Origin of the sequence: Thioclava sp. 'Guangxiensis' (genome assembly GCF_045348365.1) — a bacterium.
Lineage (GTDB): Bacteria > Pseudomonadota > Alphaproteobacteria > Rhodobacterales > Rhodobacteraceae > Thioclava > Thioclava kandeliae.
In genome coordinates this window covers 1442408-1463534 of sequence record NZ_CP155822.1, presented here as the reverse complement: position 1 = coordinate 1463534, position 21127 = coordinate 1442408, and the positions used below count along the sequence as shown (strand labels likewise).

Here is a 21127-nt window from a genome sequence, read left to right as displayed (position 1 = left end):
TCCTTACTCTGCCGCAACGGCGTGGGCGGCAACGCGCGCTTTCGGTTGCTTGGCGACCGTCGCCCAGAGGTTCCATGCCATGATCAGCGAGCCGGTCAGATACATCACGCCCCCCAGAGCCCGGACGACATACATCGGGAATTTGGCAGCCACCGTGTCGGCGAAGGAGTTCACGAGGAAGCCCTGCGCATCGACCTCGCGCCACATCAGGCCCTCCATGATCCCCGTGACCCACATCGAGGCCGCGTAGAGCACGATCCCGATAGTGGCGAGCCAGAAATGCCAGCTTACGGCTTTGAGCGAATAGAGCGCCTCGCGTTTCCACAGTTTCGGCACAAGGAAATAGAGCATCCCGAAGGTGATCATCCCGTTCCAGCCGAGCGCGCCCGAATGCACATGGCCGATGGTCCAGTCGGTATAATGCGAGAGCGAGTTGACCGCCTTGATCGACATCATCGGCCCTTCAAAGGTGGACATGCCGTAGAAACCGATCGACACCACCATCATGCGGATCACCGGATCGGTGCGCAGCTTGTCCCAGGCGCCCGAGAGCGTCATCAGGCCGTTAATCATACCGCCCCACGAGGGCATCCACAGCATGATCGAGAACACCATCCCCAGCGTCGAGGCCCAATCGGGCAGCGCGGTATAATGCAGATGGTGCGGACCAGCCCAGATATAGAGGAAGATCAGCGCCCAGAAGTGGATGATCGAGAGTTTGTAGGAATAGACGGGACGCCCCGCCTGTTTGGGTACGAAGTAATACATCATGCCGAGGAAGCCTGCGGTCAGGAAGAAGCCCACCGCGTTATGGCCATACCACCATTGCGTCATCGCATCCTGCACACCCGCAAACAGCTGCACCGATTTCGACCCGAAGACCGATACGGGCACCGCGAGGTTATTGACGATATGCAGCATTGCCACGGTCACGATGAAAGAGAGGTAGAACCAGTTGGCCACATAGATATGTGGCTCGCGGCGCTTGAGGATCGTGCCGAGGAAAGTGATCAGATAAGCCACCCAGACCGCGGTCAGCCACAGGTCCACATACCATTCGGGCTCGGCATATTCCTTCGATTGCGTGGCCCCGAGGATATAGCCCGAGGCCGCCAGAACGATGAACAGGTTATAGCCCCAGAACACGAACCAGCCGAGGCTGCCGCCAAAGAGACGTGCGGCGGAAGTTCGTTGCACCACATAGTAGGACGACGCGATCAGGGCGTTACCGCCAAAGGCGAAGATCACTGCCGAGGTATGCAGGGGCCGCAGCTTTCCGAAATTCAGATAGCCCTGAGCCCATTCGAAATTCAGCGCCGGAAAGGCCAGCTGGAAGGCGATAAAGACCGCGACCAGAAACCCCACGAGCCCCCAGAATACCGTCGCCACCACGCCATAGCGGATGACACTATCGAAATACTCGGTCTGCGAGACGGGGCTGGTTTTCTCCATGCCCCGCATCACCCAGATCAATGCGATCACTGCCGCCACGAATACTTCGATCGCATTCACGGTATAGGCGAGATCGCGACCATAGCTTGCGGCGATCGCCGCCAGAACGGCGACAAGGCCCAGCATGGCAAGCTTGAGGTAATCCCACATATTGCGTCCCTTTGTCTTATTCTGCCCTGCACGAAGGAATGCGGGCACGACTTCAGTCCCTTTTGCGGGGAGGCCGATCACACTGCCTTGATCTGCATCAACTGTTCGGGAGCATAAAAAACGGGTCTGCGATCCATGATTTGATCTTGGTCAAAGTCGCCGATCGCAAGCAGGCCTATGATCGTCGGTGAAATCAAACGACGAGGCAAAGCCATGTCCTACAAAACCATTCTTTCTATCGTTACCGATCTCGACGCGGCCAAAGCCCAGCTGGACGCCGCTATCGTGATGGCGCGCCAGGAGCAGGCACATCTGGATGTGCTGTGCCTGGGCGTCGATGTCTCGCAGACCGGATATTACTACGCGGGCGCCACGGCCTATGTCCAGAAAGAGGTCATCGAGCAGGCACAGGACGAGGCCGCCAAGGTCGAGGCCGGTGTGCTGGCGCGGCTGAAAAACGAGGATATCCGCTGGGCCACCGAGACGATGGTCGTGCAGCTTGGCGCCATCGCGCCTGCCGTGGCGCTGCGGGCGCGCTTTGCCGATCTGGTGGTGATGGGCCGCCCCTATGGCGAGGATCGTGGTCAGGAGATCGAGGCGGCCATCGAGGCGGCGCTCTTCGAGGGCAATGTGCCCGTGCTGATCGTGCCCGATGATTTCAATGGCCGTCTCAGCGGGCGCCGTGTGGTGGTGGCATGGAACGGCTCGGACGAGTCGCTCGATGCCGTGCGCGATGCGCTGCCGCTCCTCAAAGCCGCCGAGAAGGTTGATATAACGGTCATCGCGCCGCCCGCCCACGGGCCTGAACGCGCCGATCCGGGTTCGGCGCTCTGCCAGATGCTGGTGCGTCACGGGGTGGCCGCCGAGGTGACGGTTCTGCCCAAGACCATGCCGCGCATCTCCGACGTGCTGAATCGCCATGTCAGCGATACCAGCGCCGATATGATCGTGATGGGTGCCTATGGCCATTCGCGCTTCCGCGAGGCGATTCTGGGTGGGGCCACCCGCCATATGCTGGAGATGGCCGATGTTCCGGTGCTGATGTCGCACTGACCGACGGCCTGGCGGACCGGCGGAAATACACCGGATATGATCCCGACGGGCGGCTTCTTGCCGCCCGTTCTGCTGTGGGCTGGACAGTTCGGGCTGCAGCTCCAATGGTTTATTCCGATCCTGATGACTGTATATCCGACCGGAGGAATTCGATGAGACCCTTGGCCCTTCCGCTTCTGGCGACCCTGACGCTTGCCGCCTGCATGCCGCCCGGAGGTGCCAGCCAGAGCGCCGACAAGATGGCCGCCGGACCGATCCCCGCGGGGTTTCAAGGCCGCTGGGGCATGAGCCTCAATGATTGCACCCCCGGCCGTGATGATGCCAAGGGGCTAATGAGCGTCAGCGCCGACACCCTCACCTTCTACGAATCGCGCGGCGTGTTGACCGAACCGCAGGAACAGCAACCGGCCCGCCTGTCCGGCATGTTCGACTTTACCGGCGAGGGACAGTCTTGGTCCTATCACGAGCTTCTCGAACTGAAGGATGACGGCCAAACCCTGATCCGCACCGAGACCGGTGATGGCGCAGCGCCTGCGCCCCTGCGTTATATGCGCTGCCCCGCCTGACGGGGCACCTCAGGCCCGTAGTTAGCAGACCCGTATGGAACAGGCCCGTAGTTAACAGGCCAAAGCGTCAGAGGGCGGGCACCCTGATGCGGCCCTGCGAGATCTCGATTGCCGAGCCCGAGACATGGACCGCGCTCAGTGCGCCGTCCTTGCAGATGACCCGTAGTCCCAGCTCGGAGGGGCGGCCCATCTCGACACCCTGACGCAGCGAGAGCCGCGTCTCGCCCTCGGCCAGGCCCCCCATCGCCAGAAGCTGCGCGGCAAACAGCGCCGTAGCCGAACCGGTGGCGGGATCCTCGGGGATCCCGCCACCGGGGTCGAACATCCGCGCCTGCCAGCTTTGCGCGCCGGTCTGCGCATAAACATAGACCCCGTCCGCCGAAAGCGCGGTCTGCACCGTGTCGAACGCGGGTTGCATGGGACGCGCACGGCCCAGGGCTTCGGTATCCGTCACCCCGATAAAGGCAAAGCTCGGCCCGCCCGAGATCACGGCCATCGACTCGGCGCGCAGGTCCTGCGGACTGATCCCCAAAGCCTCGGCACAGGCCCCGTGGGAGGCTGCCTGCGGCTGGATCTCGGGCAGAACGGATGCCTGGAACTCGGCCCGGAGCGCACCGTCCTTGCGAGTTACATGCACGGGAACCAGCCCCGCCTCTTCTTCCAGCACCAGCACGCGGTCGAAATCCCCCTCGCCCGCATCCTGCGTGGCCAGCCAGATCGCACAGCCCAATGTCGGATGGCCGGCAAAAGGCATCTCGCCCCCCGGATAGAAGATTCGCACCCGCGCGCGATGCGCCGGATCGGCGGGCGGCAGCACGAAGATGGTCTCCGATAGGTTGAACTCGCGCGTGATCGCCTGCATCTGCGCCGTGCCCAGCCCGCAGGCATCGGGCAGAAGCGCCAGCGGATTTCCGGCAAAGGGCCTGTCGGTGAACACGTCGAGCGTCACAAAGTCCCTAGTTGAACAATCCGCCATCGGCATCATCCCCCGCTTCCAGCAACAGCGCCTCCATATCGGGCACCGTCACATGGCGCTTGCCATCCAGTATAATGACCCCGTCGCGCTTGAGCGCCGAAATCTGGCGCGAGACGGTTTCGAGCGTCAGCCCCAGATAATCCGCCATCGCCTCGCGGGTCAGCGGCAGATCGAAGGTCATGCTCTCGGACGGGTTCTTCATCTGCAAGGACGCATTGCGCCGCGCGATGATCGACAGAAGCGAGGCGATCTTTTCCCGCGCGGTCTTGCGGCCCAGCAGAAGCATCCACTCGCGCGCGGCATCCAGCTCGTCGAGCGTCATTTGCAACAGGCGCTGCGCCAGATGCGGTGTGCGCTCGATCATCGCTTCAAAAGGTTTGCGCCGGAAGCAGCACATCAGAACATCGGTGGTCGCGGTCACGTTATAAGCCGCCGTCGTGCGCCCCGGACGGCCCACGAAATCCGAGGGCAGCAACAGCCCCACCATCTGCGTTCGACCGTCCTCCATCGCCTGCGTGATGGTGGCGATCCCTGTCACCACTGAGGCCACGAATTCCATATCATCACCGGCCCAGACGATGGTCTGACCCGCCTCGTAGGTGCGGTAGAATTTGATCTTCTCGAGATCGGACACTTCATCCGGCGTGCAACGCGCACAGACCGCCCGATGGCGGATCGTGCAGTCGCCGCATTGCAGCGTGACCGATGGCACTTCGTCTTTCGTAATGGACATTTGATATGGGTCAATTTCTGTTGCGCGTTGATATCGTAACGATAGGCGCATGGAACATAAATCGCAACTCGCCCGTCTCGGATTGTTCGACGCGCGCGTCCCCCGTTACACAAGCTATCCGACGGCCCCGCATTTCAATGCGGATGTGGGACCGCAGACGTTCTCCTCCTGGATCGAGGCGATCCCTGCGGGAAGCGCAATCTCGCTCTACATGCATGTGCCCTTCTGCCGTAGGCTGTGCTGGTTCTGCGCCTGTCGCACGCAGGGCACACAAAGCGCCGAGCCGGTGCAAGCCTATTCCGAGGTGCTCCTGCGCGAGTTGAAGATGCTGAAAGAGCGTCTTGCCCCCGGCGTGACGCTCTCGCGGCTGCATTGGGGCGGCGGCACGCCCACCCTTATGCCTGCCGGTATAATAGCCCGTCTGGCCGAAGCCACGTTCGAGGCCGTCCCGCTGGCCGAGGGGGCGGAATTTTCGGTCGAGATCGACCCCTGCGAGATCGATGCGGCCCGCCTTGATGCGCTGGCTGGTGCGGGCATGAACCGTGCCTCGATCGGGGTGCAGGATTTCGACCCCGAGATCCAGAAGATCATCGGCCGCGAGCAGAGTTTCGAGGAGACCGCCCGCGCCGTCGAGATGATCCGTGCCCGCGGTATCGCGAGCCTGAATGCCGATATCCTCTTCGGTCTGCCGCGCCAGACGCCCGAGAAGATCTCCGCCTCGGTGCAGAAGCTCCTGTCCCTCGCCCCCGACCGCGTGGCGCTCTATGGCTATGCCCATGTGCCATGGATGGCACGGCGCCAGAACATGCTGCCCTCCGACGAGTTACCGACGCCCGAGGAACGGCTCGACCTGTTCGACCGTGCCGCGATACTGTTCCGAGCCGATGGTTACCATGCGATCGGCATCGACCATTTTGCGTTGCCCGCGGACGGGCTGGCTGTCGCCCAGCGCACAGGCCGCCTCCGGCGGAATTTCCAGGGCTATACCGACGATCAGGCGGAGGTTCTGGTCGGGCTTGGCGCAAGCGCCATCTCGCGCTTCCCGCAGGGCTATGCACAGAATGCTCCGGCCACCGGAAAATATGTGGGCGCCATACGCGAGGGCCGTTTCTCGACCGCGCGCGGGCATAAGCTCTCGTCCGAAGATCAGCTACGGGCGCGGATTATCGAGGCGCTGATGTGCGATTTCGAATTGAAGACGGATGAATTGATCCGGACCCATGATGTGTCACTGGCGCAGTTGAGCCAGATGCTGGGCCAGTGCGCGGCCGAATTCGAGGATTGCGTCGAGATGACTCCGTCCGGGCTGCGCATTCCAGAGAAGGGCCGCCCGCTCACCCGCCTGATCGCCCGGCATTTCGACGCCTATGATTTGTCGAGAGCGGGTCACAGCTCTGCCATTTGAGTGCCACGCAAGAGGCCGGGGCTGGAGGGGGCTCTGCCCCCGACCGAATTGCGGCGGGGCTCAATGCCCCGCTGCAATTCGGCCCCCCCGGGATATTTCAGGACGCTGGAAGCGCGCGGCCCGGCCCCTGTCCAGCCGTCTCGACGAACTCCACCAGTCTCGGCAGGCAGTAGCGTTTGAGATCATAGCGCTCCACCATCGCGCGGCGCGCGGCCACCCGTTGCGGAATGAATCTTTCGGACGAGGAAAGCGCCTCGGTCAGCCGTGCAGACCAGCCCTTGATATCGAAGAAATCAACCAGATGGCCGGTCTCGCCATGGCGGATCATCTCCCGCACAGGCGCAGTATCCGAGCCGATGACATGACAGCCCACGCTCATGCTTTCCATCAGCGACCAACTCAGGACGAAGGGATAGGTCAGATAGGCATGCACGCGACTGACCTGTAACATCTTGATATATCTGTCATAGGGGATGCGGCCCAGAAAATGCACACGCGCCAGATCCAGCCGGTCGCGCACCTCGTTCAGGTAGCGTTCCTTCCAGCTGATCCCGTCTGTTGGCGCCGCACCATAGCTCTGCCCCTCCTCGCCGACGATCAGCACATGCGCTTGGGGCCGCGCCGCCAGCACATCGGGCAGCGCCCGCATGAAGCTGTGATACCCGCGGTAAGGTTCGAGCGAGCGGTTCACGAAGGTGATCACCTCATCCCCCGGCCGGAAGCTCACCCCCTTTTCGGGGATCTCGAAGACAGCATACGGGTCCGGGCAGAGCCTGTCGGTATCCACCCCATCATGACAGACCGTAATCTTGGAACGGAATTCGGGTTGAAAGGTATCGGCCTGGAATTGCGTCGGACAGAGGGCGGCATCCGCCTGGGCGATAGTCTGGATCAGATGGGCAGAGCGCGCCACCGTCGAGATACGGCTGTCGAACCCGTCGCGGGCGAATTCGGGGTCGAAATCGGTATCGAGCCCCGTTGTCCGATACATCAACTCACCATAGACCAGCAGCCGCGCCTCGGGCCATATCTCGCGCAGATAGAGCGTCTCGCCCCAGCCGGGATGGCCGAAGATCACATCCGGCACATAGCCATGATCGCGGCGCATCTGGCGCGCGGCCCGTGCCGCTCGCAACCCGCGTTCGGAGACCTGCGCATACATGCGGGTCAGCCGCGAGGACAATGTGATCTCTTGCGGTTCACGATATTTGACCACTCTCACCGGCGAGGGGCGGTTGTTCTTTTCCGCCGTCAGGGCCGTCACCTCATGTCCACGCGCCTGCAAGGCCGGGGCCAGATGCGGAAACTGGCCCGGAAAGTTCTGGTGGACAAAGAGGATTTTCAAACAGTCTCTCCGAGGGCTGCGGCCATAAGGTCGCGGGTATAGCCGGATTTCGGGTTGGCGAAGACATCCTCCGCTCGCCCCTGCTCGACCACTTCGCCGCGTTTCATCACCATCACCTTATGACTCAAGGCCCTAACCACCCGTAAATCGTGACTAATGAAAAGATAGGCCAGCCCGTGCTTGCGCTGTAGATCGCGCAAAAGGTCGACGATCTGCACCTGCACCGTCATGTCGAGTGCCGAGGTCGGCTCGTCGAGCACCACCACCTTGGGGCGCAGGATCATGGCGCGCGCAATGGCGATCCTCTGGCGCTGCCCGCCCGAGAACTCATGCGGATAGCGATGCATCGCTTCGGGGGGCAGACCGACCTCGGTCATGATCTCGGCCACCATCTCGGTGCGGTCACGACCAGGCTCGACCCCGTGCACGGTCAGCCCCTCGGCGATGATCTGCTCGACAGTCATCCGCGGGCTGAGCGAGCCGAACGGATCCTGGAACACGATCTGCATGTCGCGGCGCAGTGCGCGCAGGCGCTTGCCTTCCCATGCGGCGATATTCTCGCCCGCATAGATGATCGGCCCATCGCTCTCGATCAGCCGCATGATGGCCAATGCCAGCGTGGTCTTGCCCGAGCCCGACTCGCCCACAATGCCCAAGGTTTCCCCTGCCCGCACCGAAAGCGATGCGCCATTGACGGCCTTCACATGGCCGGTGACCTTGCGCAAAAGCCCGCGCTTGACCGGAAACCAGATCTTGAGATCCTCGGTGCGCACCAGCTCGGGCGCACCTTCGGGCACAGGCTCGGCAGTGCCTTTGGGTTCGGCCGCCAGAAGCTTGCGCGTATAGGCGTGCTGAGGATTAGCGAAGATCTCCTCGGCCGTCCCCTGCTCGACGATCTCGCCATTCTGCATCACGCAGACACGGTCGGCGATGCGGCGCACCACGCCCAGATCATGGCTGATGAACAGAAGGCTCATCCCCATATCGCGTTTCAGATCCGCAAGCAGTTCGAGGATCTGCGCCTCGATCGTCACATCAAGCGCGGTGGTCGGCTCATCTGCAATCAGCAGATCCGGCCCATTGGCCAGTGCCATCGCGATCATCACCCGCTGGCGCTGCCCACCCGAAAGCTGGTGCGGATAATCGGCCAGACGGCTCTCGGGATCGGGGATGCCAACCTTATCCAAAAGCTCGATGATCCGCGCCTTGGCTTGTGCGCCCCGCACCCCCTGATGCAGCGCCAAGCTCTCGCCCAGCTGTTTTTCCAGCGTATGGAGGGGATTGAGAGAGGTCATCGGCTCCTGGAAGATGAAGCTGATATCATTGCCGCGCACCTTGCGCAGAAGGCGTTCGGGGGCGCCAACCATCTCTTGGCCCTTATAGCGCACAGATCCTGTCAGATGGGCATTCGGCCCCAGAAGCTGCACCGAGGACAGCGCGGTGATCGACTTGCCCGAACCACTCTCGCCCACCAGCGCCACGGTCTCTCCCTCGGCCACGGTGAAGCTTACGCCTTTCACCACCTCCGGCCCGCGACCGAAGCTGATCTTGAGGTCTTTGACATCGAGGATCGTGGTCATTGGAACACCTTGCGCGGGTCGAAGGCATCACGCACACCCTCGAAGATGAAGATCAGAAGTGACAGCATGGCCGCGAATGTGAAGAAGGCCGAGAGTCCGAGCCACGGGGCCTGCAGGTTCTCCTTGCCCTGCTGCGCGAGTTCGCCCAGCGAGGGCGCCGAGGAGGGCAGCCCGTAGCCGAGGTAATCGAGCGAGGCCAGCATCGAGATCGTCGCGGTCACGACAAAGGGCAGCATGGTCAGCGTCGCGACCATCGCATTGGGCAGGATATGGCGGCGCATGATCGTGCCGTCGGTCACGCCCAGAGCGCGCGCGGCGCGGACATATTCGAAGTTCCGTGCCCGCAGGAACTCGGCGCGCACCACCCCCACCAAGGCGGGCCAGCCGAAGAGGATCGAGACAAAGACCAGAAGCCAGAAGCTCCGCCCCAGAATGGCGAAGAGGATGATGATGACATAGAGCGAGGGCGTCGAGGCCCAGATCTCCAGAAGCCGCTGGAAGACAATATCGACCTTGCCGCCGAAATAGCCCTGCACCGCCCCCGCCGCGATCCCGATCAGCGAGCCCACGCCGGTGACGATCAGCGTGAACAGGATCGAGGTGCGGAAGCCGTAGATCACCCGTGCCAGGACGTCATGGGCAGTATTGTCAGTGCCCAGCCAGTGCTCGCCATCGGGGGGCGAGAACGCAGGAGCATCGTTGGAGATCGTGCGGTAATTATAGCGGATCGGCGGCCAGATCATCCAGCCCTTGTCAATTTTCTCGCCGTCTACGGTGCCCTTCTCCTGCGCCTCTTTCATATAGGCGTCGGGGTCATCCCAGCAGGCCTCGTTGCCGCCCGTGACAATCAGGCATTGCACCTCGGGCTCGCGGTAAACGGCCTCGGTGCGGAAATCGCCGCCAAAGGCCGTCTCGGGATAGAATTTATAGGCGGGGAAATAGTAATGCCCCTGATAGTTCACCACGATCGGTTTGTCATTGGCCAGCACCTCGGCAAAGAGCGAAGCGATAAAAAGCACCGTGAAGATGATCAGCGACCAGAGCGCCCGACGGTTGGCCTTGAAATTGGCCCAGCGGCGCTGGTTCAGCGGAGAGAGCGCCATCTCAGCCACCCCTCTTCTCGAAATCGATCCGTGGATCGACAAAGACATACATCAGGTCCGACAGGATCCCCACGACCAGCGAGATCAGCCCGAAGACATAGAGCGTGCCGAAGATCACCGGATAATTGCGCTCGACCGCCGCCTGAAAGCCCAGAAGCCCCAAGCCATCAAGCGAGAAGATCGTCTCCACGATGATCGAGGAGCCGAAGAACACGCCAAGGAAGGTCGCCGGAAAGCCCGCGATCACGATCAGCATCGCATTGCGGAACACATGGCCGTAAAGCACGCGATGTTCGGTCAGGCCCTTGGCGCGGGCGGTAACGACATATTGCTTGTTGATCTCGTCGAGGAAGGAGTTCTTGGTCAGAAGCGTCAGCGTGGCGAAGCTGGAGATCGTGATTGCCGTAATCGGCAGCACGATATGCCAGAGGTAATCCTTGGCCTTGCCCAAGGTGCTCAGCGCATCGAAATTATCCGAGGTCAGGCCGCGCAACGGGAACAGCCTGTAACAGGTCGGGTTCCAGCTTTCGGGGACAAACGGGATATGGAAGCAGTTGCCCGAGACGAATAGCACCAGCAGAAGCACCGCAAACAGGAACCCCGGAATGGCATAGGCCACCACGATCACCGCCGAGGTCCATGTGTCGAAGGACGTGCCATCGCGCACCGCCTTGCGGATGCCCAGCGGGATCGAGATCAGATAGGCCAGAAGCGTCGACCAGAGCCCCAGCGTGATCGAGACCGGCATCTTCTCCATGATCAGCTGCATCACGGTCTCGTTGTGGAAATAGCTCTTGCCGAAATCGAAGGTCAGGTAATGGCCCATCATGATGAAGAACCGCTCGACCGCGCCGATTTTCTCGGTGGTGCAGCCGGGGGCGCCGATGGTAGGCTCGCCCTGATGGCTCGCATCACAGACGATGCGCGAGAAGCCCATCTGCACCTCGAGCTGGGCAAGCTGCTGTGGCGAGATGCCCCGCGCACCCTGATAGCCGCCCTCTTCTACGCCCCCCTGACCGGCACCGGCATCGCCGCCGCCCGTGAGGTTGCGCATGCTATCGCCCGATCCCTCGACCCGCGCGAGGATCTGCTCGATCGGGCCACCGGGCACAAATTGCGTCAGGGTGAAGTTCACGATCATGATCCCGAGAAGTGTCGGTATCACGAGAAGCAACCGCTTCAGGATATAGGCGCCCATAAGTGGCCTCGCCCCTTTCTGCCCGTGCCCCGACCCGCGTTACAGCGCGCCGGAGGCCTTCAGTTTTTCTGCTTTTGCGGCGTCATACCACCAGAAATCCATCTCGCCCAGCGAATAGGGCGGCAGGGTCTCGGGGTGGTCATACATATCATAATAAGCGACCGTATAAGTGTTCTTGTACCATTGAGGCACCCAGAAGCGGATCGCCCGCAGCACGCGGTCCAGCGCATGGACGCGGGTGGTCAGCTCGTCCTCGGTCTGCGCCTGCTCGACCAGCGTGATCAGCTTGTCAACCGCCGGATTAGCAAGGCCCATCCCGTTGAACACATCGCCTGTGGATTTAGAGCCGAAATACTGCTGTAGCCCCGAGCCCGGCAGCAGGTCCTGCCCGATCTGGCTGGTGATCATGTCATAGTCGTGGCTTCTTTGGCGGTTTTGATATTGCGCGTCATCGACCCGCTCGTTAACCGCCTCGATTCCCAGCTGTTTGAGATTCTCGATATAGGGGTTGATGATCCGGTCGAAGCTCTGGCTGTCATTGAGAATATCAATATGCAGCACCTTGCCATCCTTGCGGCGCAGCCCGTCATCACCCACGATCCAGCCCGCTTCCTCAAGGAGCTTGGCGGCCTTGCGCAGGTTCTTACGGTCGAGCGGGCGATCCCCCGAGACCGGCGCCATCACCGCATCATCGGTCAGCACGCCTTCGGGCAGATCGGCCTTCAACGGCTCGAGGATCTTCAGCTCTTCGGGCGAGGGTTTGCCGGTCGCCTCCAGAGACGAGTTCTCCCAGATCGAATTCACCCGTTCGTAGAGCCCGTAGAACAGCGTTTTGTTCGACCATTCGAAATTGAAGGCAAGCCCGACGGCCTCGCGCACTTTCGGGTCTTCAAAGACCGGATGGCGCATGTTCAGCAGGAACGCCTGACCCGAGGCCACATTGCCATTGGGTAGCTCGGTCTTGATCACCTGCCCGTTCTCGACGGCAGGGAAGGTATAGCCCGTGGCCCATGTATTGGACGACGCCTCGTTGCGGAAGGTATAGATCCCCGCCTTGAACGCCTCGAATGCCGCGTTGTAATCGCCGAAATACTCGATGCGCAGCTTGTCGAAATTGTTGCGCCCCACATTGATCGGCAGATCCTCGCCCCAATAGTCGGGATTGCGCTTCCATGTGATCGTGCGGTTGTTCTTGTCGCTGTCATACATATAGGGGCCGGTGCCCACCAGCGCCTCTGGGAAGGTCTTGTCGAGCGTCAGACCCAGCCGTTCGAACTGCTTTTGTTCAAACACCGGCAGCCCGCCCACCAGCTGGATGATATCACGGCGCGGCGCATCGGGGGTGAAGGTGAATTTGATCGTCCTGTCGTCGATCACCTCGGCCTTCGCCACCTGTTGCTCCAGCACCTGACGGAAGCTCGACAGCCCGTAATCACGCAGCTGCTCGTAGGAGAAGAGGATATCTCGGGCGCTCATCGGCGTGCCATCCGAGAAGGTGATGCCCTCACGCAGATGGAAGGTCACCCAGTCCTTGCTCTCGGGATAGTCCATCGTGGTGCACATCAGGCAATAGGCCTGCCCCACGGTATCGGCAGTCGTCGCAAGGATGCTTTCCTGCGGCGCCGAAGATAACGCTGCCGCACGGCCCTGAATGGAATAGGGATTGTAGTTATCGAACGATCCCGTGGTCCATTCCGAGATCTCGCCGCCCTTGGGTGCACCGGGGTTCACATAGTCCAGATGTTTGAAATCCGCCGGATATTTCAGGTCGTTCAGGGTCGAGATGCCATAGGCCGAGATCACTGTCTGGCCGCCCTCCTGCGCCTCGCTCACCTCACCTGCCACATCTTGTGCGACTGCGGGTGTCCCCAAGGCCGCCATCATGGCGAAAGGCATCAGATACCGCCGCATTCCCTTCGGCTGCGCATAGGCCCTCGTCCGTTCCGGCATTCCTATCCCCTTTGCGTGATTTCCCTTGAATATAGGTAAAGGGCGGAACGGGCTGCTATCAAGTTGCTTCTCTGTGAAAGGCCTGTGAAATCATGATTTTCCCTGTCAAACAGCAAAATTGTGAAGCAGGGGCATGAAAAAAGGGCCGCGTGGGATGCGGCCCTTCGGAACTATGGTGCGTCGGCTTATTGAAGACTTTCGAGATAGGCGACCACATTGGCGCGGTCTTCCGCTTTTTTCAGCCCTGCGAAGGTCATCTTGTTGCCCGGCGCATAGGCTTTGGGGTCGCTCAGCCACGCATCAAGTGCCGCGTAATCCCAGCTCCCCCCGTGGTTTTGCAGAGCCGCCGAGTAGTTGAAGCCCTCCACCGAGCCCACGGGGCGGTTCACCACACCATCCAGATGCGGACCAACGCCATTGGTGCCATTCACCTTGTGGCAGGCCTTGCATTTGTTGAACACCTTGGCCCCTGCGGCAGGATCCCCCTCGCCCATCGCGATCACATCTACAGGCGCTGCAGGGGCGGCCGCCTCGCCGCCGATCAACCCGCCAGGTGCATCCGACATGCCTGCCGTCTCCACATCGCCGCCCACGGTGTAAAGCGCCTGCGCCGCCCAGCTTCCGATCAGGAAAAACACCAGCGCGCCCGCCAGACCGAGCACCGTTTTGATAAGGTTAGTAAGTGTGAACATCGCTCGTCCCGGGATGGATCATCATCATAATATAACGATCATCTACCCTCACCGGAAGGTGAGCACTTTGACCGAGATCATGTTTGTCCCGAAATCCGCTCAGGCCCTGCGCCGCCTGCCCCGCCCTTCCCAGAGCCATGCCCCGATGCTCAGCAGCGCCGCCAGCACCAGCCATGCCCAAGGCGGCAGCACCGGCATCACGCGGATATCGGCCACTTCCGAGGCCCCACGCGGCGTGATCCCGATCCAGCCGGTGCCCGCCGAGGGCCGCCCCTCGCGCACGGTGCGGATCTGCGGAATGCCATCCTCGAGCCGTGTCACGCCGCCGTTCGAGCCCGCCACCGCCTGCGCCAGCACATCACCCGAGGCGATGGTATGCTCGTATTCGCGCGGGCTGGCCGGACCCAGCGCCACGACCCGCTCCAGATCGCCCTGTTTCAACCGGTAAAGCCCTGCCTCGGGCGCGGTCCATTGCGCGGTAAAGCGCCCCGGTGCGGTCTCCTGCAGCGCAACTGTCGTGCTGGTGCCATCGGGGCCGGTGATGGTCACGGGCCCCGCCTCTTTGGCCATGCTCCGGCGCACGATGGTAAAGCCCAGTGATCCGGGCTGGACCTCGGCAAAGAGCGCCTCTTCCTCCAGCTCGGGCTCCTTCATTTCCCAATGCGCGATCCGGCGCAGCAGCTCCAGCTGCGGCCCGCCGCCATCATAGCCGCGATCCCACAGCCATGCCTGATCGGAAGCCAGAAGCGCCACGCGCCCCTTGCCCTCGCGGCTCATCACCAGCAAGGGCGAGCCCTCGGCACCGGTCATCACCGTCTCGCCGGTCACATCACCCAGCTCGATCTGGCGCAGCCAATGGCCCCAATGCGGCGCCTCGCCATCCTTGGACGGATCCACTGGCGGTGCCCCCGTCAGCCCTGCCGTCACCGGATGGCGCAGCCCCAGCTCGGTCGGGCGCGGCAGGTAGCTTTCCGAGAAGACCCGCCCCGTGGGACGTGCCGGAAGGATATCTTTCAACGGCGTCTGCCAGAGGCTCTCGACGGTGGCGAATTCCGGCCCCGCCGAAACCAGCACCGCGCCCCCATCACGCACATATTGCGCGATATTAGCAAAATAGCCCTGCGGCAGGATCCCTCGCGCCGCATAACGGTCGAAGATGATCAGATCGAACTCATGGATCTTCTCGACAAACAGCTCCCGCGTCGGGAAAGCGATCAGCGACAGTTCCGATACCGGCACCCCGTCCTGCTTTTCGGGCGGACGCAGGATAGTGAAATGCACCAGATCGACCGCCGCATCCGATTTCAGCAGGTTGCGCCATGTGCGCTCGCCCGCATGCGGCTCGCCCGAGACCAGAAGCACGCGCAGCCTGTCACGCACCCCGTTCATCTGCACCACGGCGTCATTATTGCGGTCGGTCAGCTCGCCCGCCACCGGCGTCAGCGAGAACTGCACCACATTCTGCCCGCCATGATCGAGCGTCAGCGGCAGTTCCAAATCCTCGCCCACATTGACCTGATAGCTCTGCGGCGCAGCGCCGTCGATGGCGATCTTCAGCTCGGCGGTCTTGGGCGCATCCGCGGGCACCTGCCCCATATCCTCGACCTTCAGCCGGATCGAGACCGGCTCGCCGATGATCCCGAAACTTGGCGCGGACTGGATCACCAGACGGCGGTCCCAATCGGTTTTATGGCCCGTCAGCAGCACCTGAAGGGGCGCGGGCAGATCAGGCATCAGGGCCGCGTCATGCGCCTGCCCGTCGGTGACCATCAGCGCCCCCGCCACCCGCGCACGCGGCTCGGCAGCCAAGGCCTCGGCCATGGCCGATCCCAGAAGCGATCCGGCATTATCGGGCGCATCGCCCACCGTGATCCGGCGCAGCTCGGTATTGGGCCGCGCCTCGATCTGGCGGGTGAGGTTCGCCACGGCCTCATCGGTCTGCTCGGCCCGATCCGAGAGTTTCTGGCTCGACGAGCGGTCATCAAGCAGGAAGACGATATCCGAGAGGCTCTTGCCCTCCTCCGTCTGGATCGAGGGCTGGGCAATGGCCAACAGGATCACGCCGAGCGCCAGACCGCGCAGGATCCAGCCGCGCAGGCCCCGCCAGACCGCAAAGCCCAGAAGGACTACGCAGATCGCGCCCGCAATGGCCAGAATTTCCCATGGCACCAGAGGCGCCCAGATCACCGAGAGGGTGTTCATTACTGACCGAGCCTTTCCAGAAGTGCGGGCACATGCACCTGATCGGATTTATAATTGCCGGTGAGCACGTGCATGATGAGGTTCACCCCGAACCGCAACGCCATCTCGCGCTGGCGCTCTCCGCCCATCCCGCGTCCCACCGGCAGCATCGGCGCGCCGCGTGCATCCACCGCCCAGGCACCCGCCCAATCGTTGCCGCCGATGACCACCGGCGTCACGCCGTCATTGAGGTCGCGGAACGGCATTCCCTCGGCCTGCGCCGCCTGCGGATTGGCCGCCTCGACCCAGATCGGCCCATCATATCGGCCGGGGAAACTGTTCAGGAGATAGAAGGTCCGCGTCAGCACATGATCGGGCGGGATCTGCGTGAGCGGCGGAATATCGAGCGGCGCGGCCAGCGCCTTCAGCCGCTGCCCCTCGGGCGAGTTGCCCGTCCCCGCCATATTTGCATCGCGCGTATCGAACAGGATCATGCCGCCGCCGCGCAGAAACCGGTTGAGTTTCGCATAGGCTTGGGGGCTGGGTGCGGGCTCGTCAGCCGTCACGGGCCAGTAGATGAAGGTAAACAGCGCCAGATCATCGGTTTCGAGGTTCAGCGCCATCGGCGTCGAGGGCTCGACCGTGGTGCGCGCAAAAAGCGTATCCGACAGCCCCTGAAGCCCCGCCTGCGCGATCCGGTCGACCTCGGCATCGCCCGTCACCACATGGGCCAGCACCACATTGGACGCGGCCTCGATGGCACGGTCCACCGGCATCTTTTCCTCCTGTGCCCGCGCATCGGGCGCCATCAGCCCCACCGCCAGCGCCACGATCGCAATGCCCGCCAGACGCTGCGCCCGCGGCCCTGAAAGCCTGCCAGACACGAAAAGCGAGGCCAGAATATCCACGAGAAGCGCCAGCAGGGCCAGCCCCAGTATCACACCTTTCAACGGCCGTGCCTCCTGTGTCTGCGCCCCCTCCACGGGAATGTCAGCGGCCCATAGCGCGGGCTTGAGCACCCTGTCGGGCGCCACCGCATTGAGCGCAATCGCACGGTCATCGGCGGTATAGAGGCCCGGTTTCAGATCCGGTCCAGCAGGTCCTTCCGCCAGTTTCTCGCCCGCCACACCGCCGGCATTCTCTGCGGTCGACAACCGCCCGAACCCGTCGATCAGCTTTTGCGGCACCCATGTGGTGCCCGCCAGCTCCCCCGGATCGGGCTGCGCGGGGCGGCTGGAAATCGCAAGCCGTTCAAGCATTTGCGGGAACAGCCCCGAAAGCGGCAGCGTCGACCATTCGGCATCGGCCGCCACATGGAAGAGCACGATCTGCCCGTCACCCAGCTCGGAGCGCGTCACCAGAGGCGTGCCATCGGCCAGCCCCGCAATCGTGCGATCGGCCAGATCGGGAGAGGGGTCGGCCATCACCTGTGCCTTCACGGTGACATCAGGCGGCACGGTCAGCCCCTCGAAGGGCGAGCCCGCCGGAAATGGCGCAAGCGCGCGCGGCTGGCCCCAGCTCATGGTGCCCCCGATCGAGCGCCCGCCCGCCCGCAGATGCACCGGCAGCAGGGGATCGTTGCTCAGATCGGCCGCAGCCATATGCGGACCGGCAAAGCGCACCAGAAGGCCCCCTTCCTCCACCCATTCCGCCAGACGGTCGGGCGCGGAGATCTCGGCCACATCGGCCAGAATGATCACATCGGGATTGGCCACCAGCACGTCATCCAGCGTGCCCTCGATCAGATCCGCAGTGGGCTCAAGCGCCTCGCGCAGGTAATGCGCCGGGTCCAGAAGCTCCAGCCCCTCTTGCGAATTGGTCCCCGAGACCAGCGCCACCTTGCGCCGCTTGACCGCATCATCGGTCAGGCTCACAGCCCCCGCCGAGCGGATGCCCGCCACGGCAAAACGGCTCACGCGGTTGCGCAGCTCGGGCGGCAGATCGAACCGCGCCATGCCCGCAACGCCCGCCATCCCGACCGGCACACGGGCCAGTTCCCGCTCGATCCCGTTAGGGTCGAGCCCGATGGCCGTGACCTCGATGGTCGCGGTCAGCGGGGCCTGGGTGTTCACCGGAACCTCGACCTGACCATCGGTGATCTTGGCATGCCCCAGCGCGATCACCGGCGCGCCCGATTGCCAGACGGTCAGTGGCCCCCGCGCCTGCAGCGCCTGCGTCAGGCGTGCCCGGCCCGGGCGGTCGAGCCCGTCCGAAATCCACAGCGTCTCGAAATTCCCCTGCGGCAGAATCTTTGCCGGATCAGTATCCTGCGGCTCCCATGCCACAGGCTTCACCCCCGCGAGCCCCCGCGCCACCGTATCGGCATTCACAAAAGGCGGCGGCTCGGGCGGGGGATCGCTCAGCGAGATCAGCGCCACGGGCCGACCGTCGGCCTGCGCCTGCGTCAATGCCTGCGAGATCCGCTCCTGACGACGCGCCCAGTCCCGCGCCGAGGCCCAGCTGCCATCGGTCAGGATGACCAGCGGCCCCGAAGTGCCATGCGCGGACATCACGGGGTTCAGCACCGGTCCCGCAAAACCGATGATCGCGGCGGCCACGGCCAGCATCCTGAGCGCCATCAGCCACCATGGCGTGCGCGCGGCCTGCACCTCCTCATCCGAAAGACCCAGCAGAAGCGCCACCCCCGGAAAGCGGCGGCGCACCGGCGCGGGCGGCGTGGCCCGCAACAGCAGATACAGAACCGGCAGCGCGATCAGCCCCAGAAGAAGCCACGGCGCGGTAAATCCGACAGGTCCAAGACCCCACATCAGCGCCCCCTTTCCAGTGCCGAATGCAGCCACAAGAGCGCGGCCTGTGCCGTCTCGCCCGTATGATGGGTGCCGAACTGCCAGCCCGCCGCATGGGCCATCTGCGCCAGACGGTCGCGCCGCTCGGCCAGACGCAGCCGGTAGCGCTCACGCAGATCACCCGCCTTGCGGGTCTCGTGGCGCAGGCTGCCCGACATGGATTCAAAGATCGTGCGGCCATCGAAGGGGAAATCCTCCTCGACGGGATCAAGCACCTGCAGCATCACCCCTGTCACCCCGCGCCCCGACAACCGCCGCAGGCTTTCGGCCATCCGCTGCGGGTCGCCCAGAAAATCCGACAGGAACACCACCTTGGACTGTGCGCGCACGGCGGAGGTCTCGGGGATGCCATAATCATCCACCTCTCCCGCCTGCGACATCATCTGCGCCAGCGTCATGATCTGCCCGCGTCCCGGCTTGGGGTTCACCAGCGCGCCGGTCAGCCCCACACGCTCGCCCGAGCGCACCGACAAAATTGCCAGTGCCAGCGCCAGAAGCCGTGCCCGCGCGCCCTTCTCGGGCCGTGCCGCACGGCCGGTTTCCATGCCGGTAAACCGCATCGAGGCCGCATCATCGACCCATAGATGCAGCGTCTGCGCCAGCTGCCATTCGCGCTCGCGCACGAATTGCGCGTCCGACCGCCCCGAGCGCCGCCAGTCCACGAAGCGGGCCTCGTCACCCGCATGCATGGGGCGGTATTGCCAGAATTCCTCGCCCATCCCCGCACGGCGCTTGCCGTGGAACCCCATCTGCACCGTGCGCGCCAGTTGCTCGGCGGCCAGCATCAGGGGCGGCAGGGTGGAAGCTTCCTGATCGGCCGCCTGCCGCAGGCCCAGAACGGTTGCCGGGGAGCCGGTTGCGTTCACGCCGCAGCTTCTTTCATGGCTTTGGACGCCACTTCTTCGGCCACGGCCGCGATGATCTTGGTCAGGTCATCGCCCCGCGCCCGCGCCGAGAAGCTCAGCGCCATACGGTGCACCAGAATGGGTTCGGCCATCGCCAGCACATCCTCGATCGAGGGCGCCAGACGCCCGTTCATCAGGGCGCGTGCGCGCACCGTCAGCATCAGCGCCTGTGCCGCCCGCGGGCCCGGACCCCAGCTGAGCTTGTCCTGCACCAGTGCTGAGGCATCGGGCTCATTCGGGCGGCAGGCGCGCACCAGATCGAGGATCATCTCGACCACGCTCTCGCCCACCGGCATCTGCCGCACGAGGCGCTGCGCCTTGAGAAGCTCCTCGGGGGTGAAAACCTCATGGGCCTCGCCCATTTCGGCCCCCGTCGTCGCCAGCAGGATCTCGCGCTCGGTCGCGCGGTCGGGATAGACCACATTCACCTGCACGAGGAAACGGTCAAGCTGCGCCTCGGGCAGCGGATAGGTGCCCTCCTGATCGATCGGGTTCTGGGTGGCCAGCACATGGAACGGACGGCCCAGCGGACGGCTCTCGCCGGCAATCGAGACCTCCTGCTCCTGCATCGCCTGCAACAGCGCCGACTGGGTGCGCGGGCTCGCGCGGTTGATCTCGTCAGCCATCAGGAGCTGGCAGAAGACCGGCCCCTCGAGGAAGCGGAAGGCCCGCGAGCCATCGGCTGCGGTCTCAAGCACCTCGGAGCCCAGAATATCGGCGGGCATCAGATCCGGCGTGAACTGGATGCGGCTCGATTTCAGCCCCATCACGGTAGACAACGTATCCACCAGCATCGTCTTGCCCAGACCGGGCAAGCCCATCAAAAGCGCATGCCCCCCCGACAGCATCGAGGCCAGAACCAGTTCGACCACCCTCTCCTGCCCTATGAAGCGCTTGTTGACCGAGGCTTTGGCCTCCATCAGCTTCGTGCCAAGCGTTTCGATTTCAGCAACAAGATCTGTAGGCTCGGTCATGACAATGCTCCGCGAAAAGTATTAGGTATAGAAAACCAGATTACACCCCAAAACCAA

Annotated in this window: 16 protein-coding genes; 3 read left to right on the top strand and 13 right to left on the bottom strand. The window is 63.2% G+C overall.

Translation table 11 applies throughout. The features are described 5' to 3' along the window. Nucleotides 1–3: 3 nt before the first annotated feature. Nucleotides 4–1602 (bottom strand): cytochrome-c oxidase, cbb3-type subunit I, encoded by a 1599-nt coding sequence (gene ccoN, locus ABEB22_RS07230; protein ID WP_406869949.1) that lies wholly within the window; start codon nt 1600–1602, stop codon nt 4–6. Nucleotides 1603–1815: 213 nt separating this feature from the next. Here ccoN and ABEB22_RS07225 point away from each other — a divergent pair, with 213 nt between their 5' ends. Beyond that, entirely contained in the window at nt 1816–2655 is an 840-nt protein-coding gene (locus ABEB22_RS07225) for a universal stress protein (protein WP_339113545.1), read from the top strand. Between the two features lie 152 nt (nt 2656–2807). Further along, on the top strand, nt 2808–3221 hold the full coding sequence (locus tag ABEB22_RS07220; protein WP_339113546.1) for a hypothetical protein: 414 nt from the start codon (nt 2808–2810) through the stop codon (nt 3219–3221). A 67-nt stretch (nt 3222–3288) separates the two neighbouring features. Here the strand turns inward: ABEB22_RS07220 and ABEB22_RS07215 are convergent, their stop codons facing one another. Together ABEB22_RS07215 and fnrL are read right to left on the bottom strand one after the other, a co-directional pair. After that, nucleotides 3289–4197, bottom strand: a complete 909-nt coding sequence (locus ABEB22_RS07215; protein ID WP_406869948.1) for a PhzF family phenazine biosynthesis protein — start codon at nt 4195–4197, stop codon at nt 3289–3291. Further along, nucleotides 4178–4924, bottom strand: a complete 747-nt coding sequence (fnrL, locus tag ABEB22_RS07210) for a transcriptional regulator FnrL (protein WP_350935193.1) — start codon at nt 4922–4924, stop codon at nt 4178–4180. The genes ABEB22_RS07215 and fnrL overlap by 20 nt, the downstream gene beginning before the upstream one ends. Before the next feature lie 55 nt (nt 4925–4979). Between fnrL and hemN the strand changes: the two genes are divergently transcribed. Further along, nucleotides 4980–6335 carry an oxygen-independent coproporphyrinogen III oxidase gene (hemN, locus tag ABEB22_RS07205; protein ID WP_406869947.1) on the top strand — a complete coding sequence of 452 codons (1356 nt, stop codon included), beginning with the start codon at nt 4980–4982 and terminating at the stop codon, nt 6333–6335. A gap of 97 nt (nt 6336–6432) precedes the next feature. Here the strand turns inward: hemN and ABEB22_RS07200 are convergent, their stop codons facing one another. From ABEB22_RS07200 to ABEB22_RS07155, 10 genes are all read right to left on the bottom strand, one after another. Next, nucleotides 6433–7680, bottom strand: coding sequence for a glycosyltransferase (locus tag ABEB22_RS07200; RefSeq protein WP_406869946.1), 1248 nt, complete (start codon nt 7678–7680; stop codon nt 6433–6435). Beyond that, complete coding sequence (locus tag ABEB22_RS07195) at nt 7677–9260, bottom strand: ABC transporter ATP-binding protein (RefSeq protein ID WP_406869945.1); 1584 nt, start codon at nt 9258–9260, stop codon at nt 7677–7679. Before ABEB22_RS07195 ends, ABEB22_RS07200 begins: the two co-directional genes overlap by 4 nt. Continuing rightward, nucleotides 9257–10363 carry an ABC transporter permease gene (locus ABEB22_RS07190; protein ID WP_406869944.1) on the bottom strand — a complete coding sequence of 369 codons (1107 nt, stop codon included), beginning with the start codon at nt 10361–10363 and terminating at the stop codon, nt 9257–9259. The genes ABEB22_RS07195 and ABEB22_RS07190 overlap by 4 nt, the downstream gene beginning before the upstream one ends. A 1-nt stretch (nt 10364) precedes the next feature. Beyond that, nucleotides 10365–11561 (bottom strand): ABC transporter permease subunit, encoded by a 1197-nt coding sequence (locus ABEB22_RS07185; protein ID WP_339113553.1) that lies wholly within the window; start codon nt 11559–11561, stop codon nt 10365–10367. Between the two features lie 39 nt (nt 11562–11600). Next, a complete protein-coding gene (locus tag ABEB22_RS07180; protein ID WP_339113554.1) occupies nt 11601–13511 on the bottom strand; it encodes an extracellular solute-binding protein in 1911 nt (636 codons plus the stop codon). A 185-nt stretch (nt 13512–13696) separates the two neighbouring features. After that, nucleotides 13697–14203, bottom strand: coding sequence for a c-type cytochrome (locus tag ABEB22_RS07175; protein WP_406869943.1), 507 nt, complete (start codon nt 14201–14203; stop codon nt 13697–13699). Nucleotides 14204–14302: 99 nt separating this feature from the next. Next, nucleotides 14303–16405, bottom strand: coding sequence for a hypothetical protein (locus tag ABEB22_RS07170; RefSeq protein ID WP_406869942.1), 2103 nt, complete (start codon nt 16403–16405; stop codon nt 14303–14305). After that, entirely contained in the window at nt 16405–19152 is a 2748-nt protein-coding gene (locus ABEB22_RS07165; RefSeq protein WP_406869941.1) for a DUF4159 domain-containing protein, read from the bottom strand. Before ABEB22_RS07165 ends, ABEB22_RS07170 begins: the two co-directional genes overlap by 1 nt. Beyond that, nucleotides 19152–20057: a DUF58 domain-containing protein gene (locus tag ABEB22_RS07160; protein ID WP_406869940.1), complete on the bottom strand. Its 906-nt coding sequence runs from the start codon at nt 20055–20057 to the stop codon at nt 19152–19154. Before ABEB22_RS07160 ends, ABEB22_RS07165 begins: the two co-directional genes overlap by 1 nt. After that, a complete protein-coding gene (locus ABEB22_RS07155; RefSeq protein ID WP_406869939.1) occupies nt 20054–21070 on the bottom strand; it encodes an AAA family ATPase in 1017 nt (338 codons plus the stop codon). The genes ABEB22_RS07160 and ABEB22_RS07155 overlap by 4 nt, the downstream gene beginning before the upstream one ends. Nucleotides 21071–21127 lie beyond the last annotated feature (57 nt).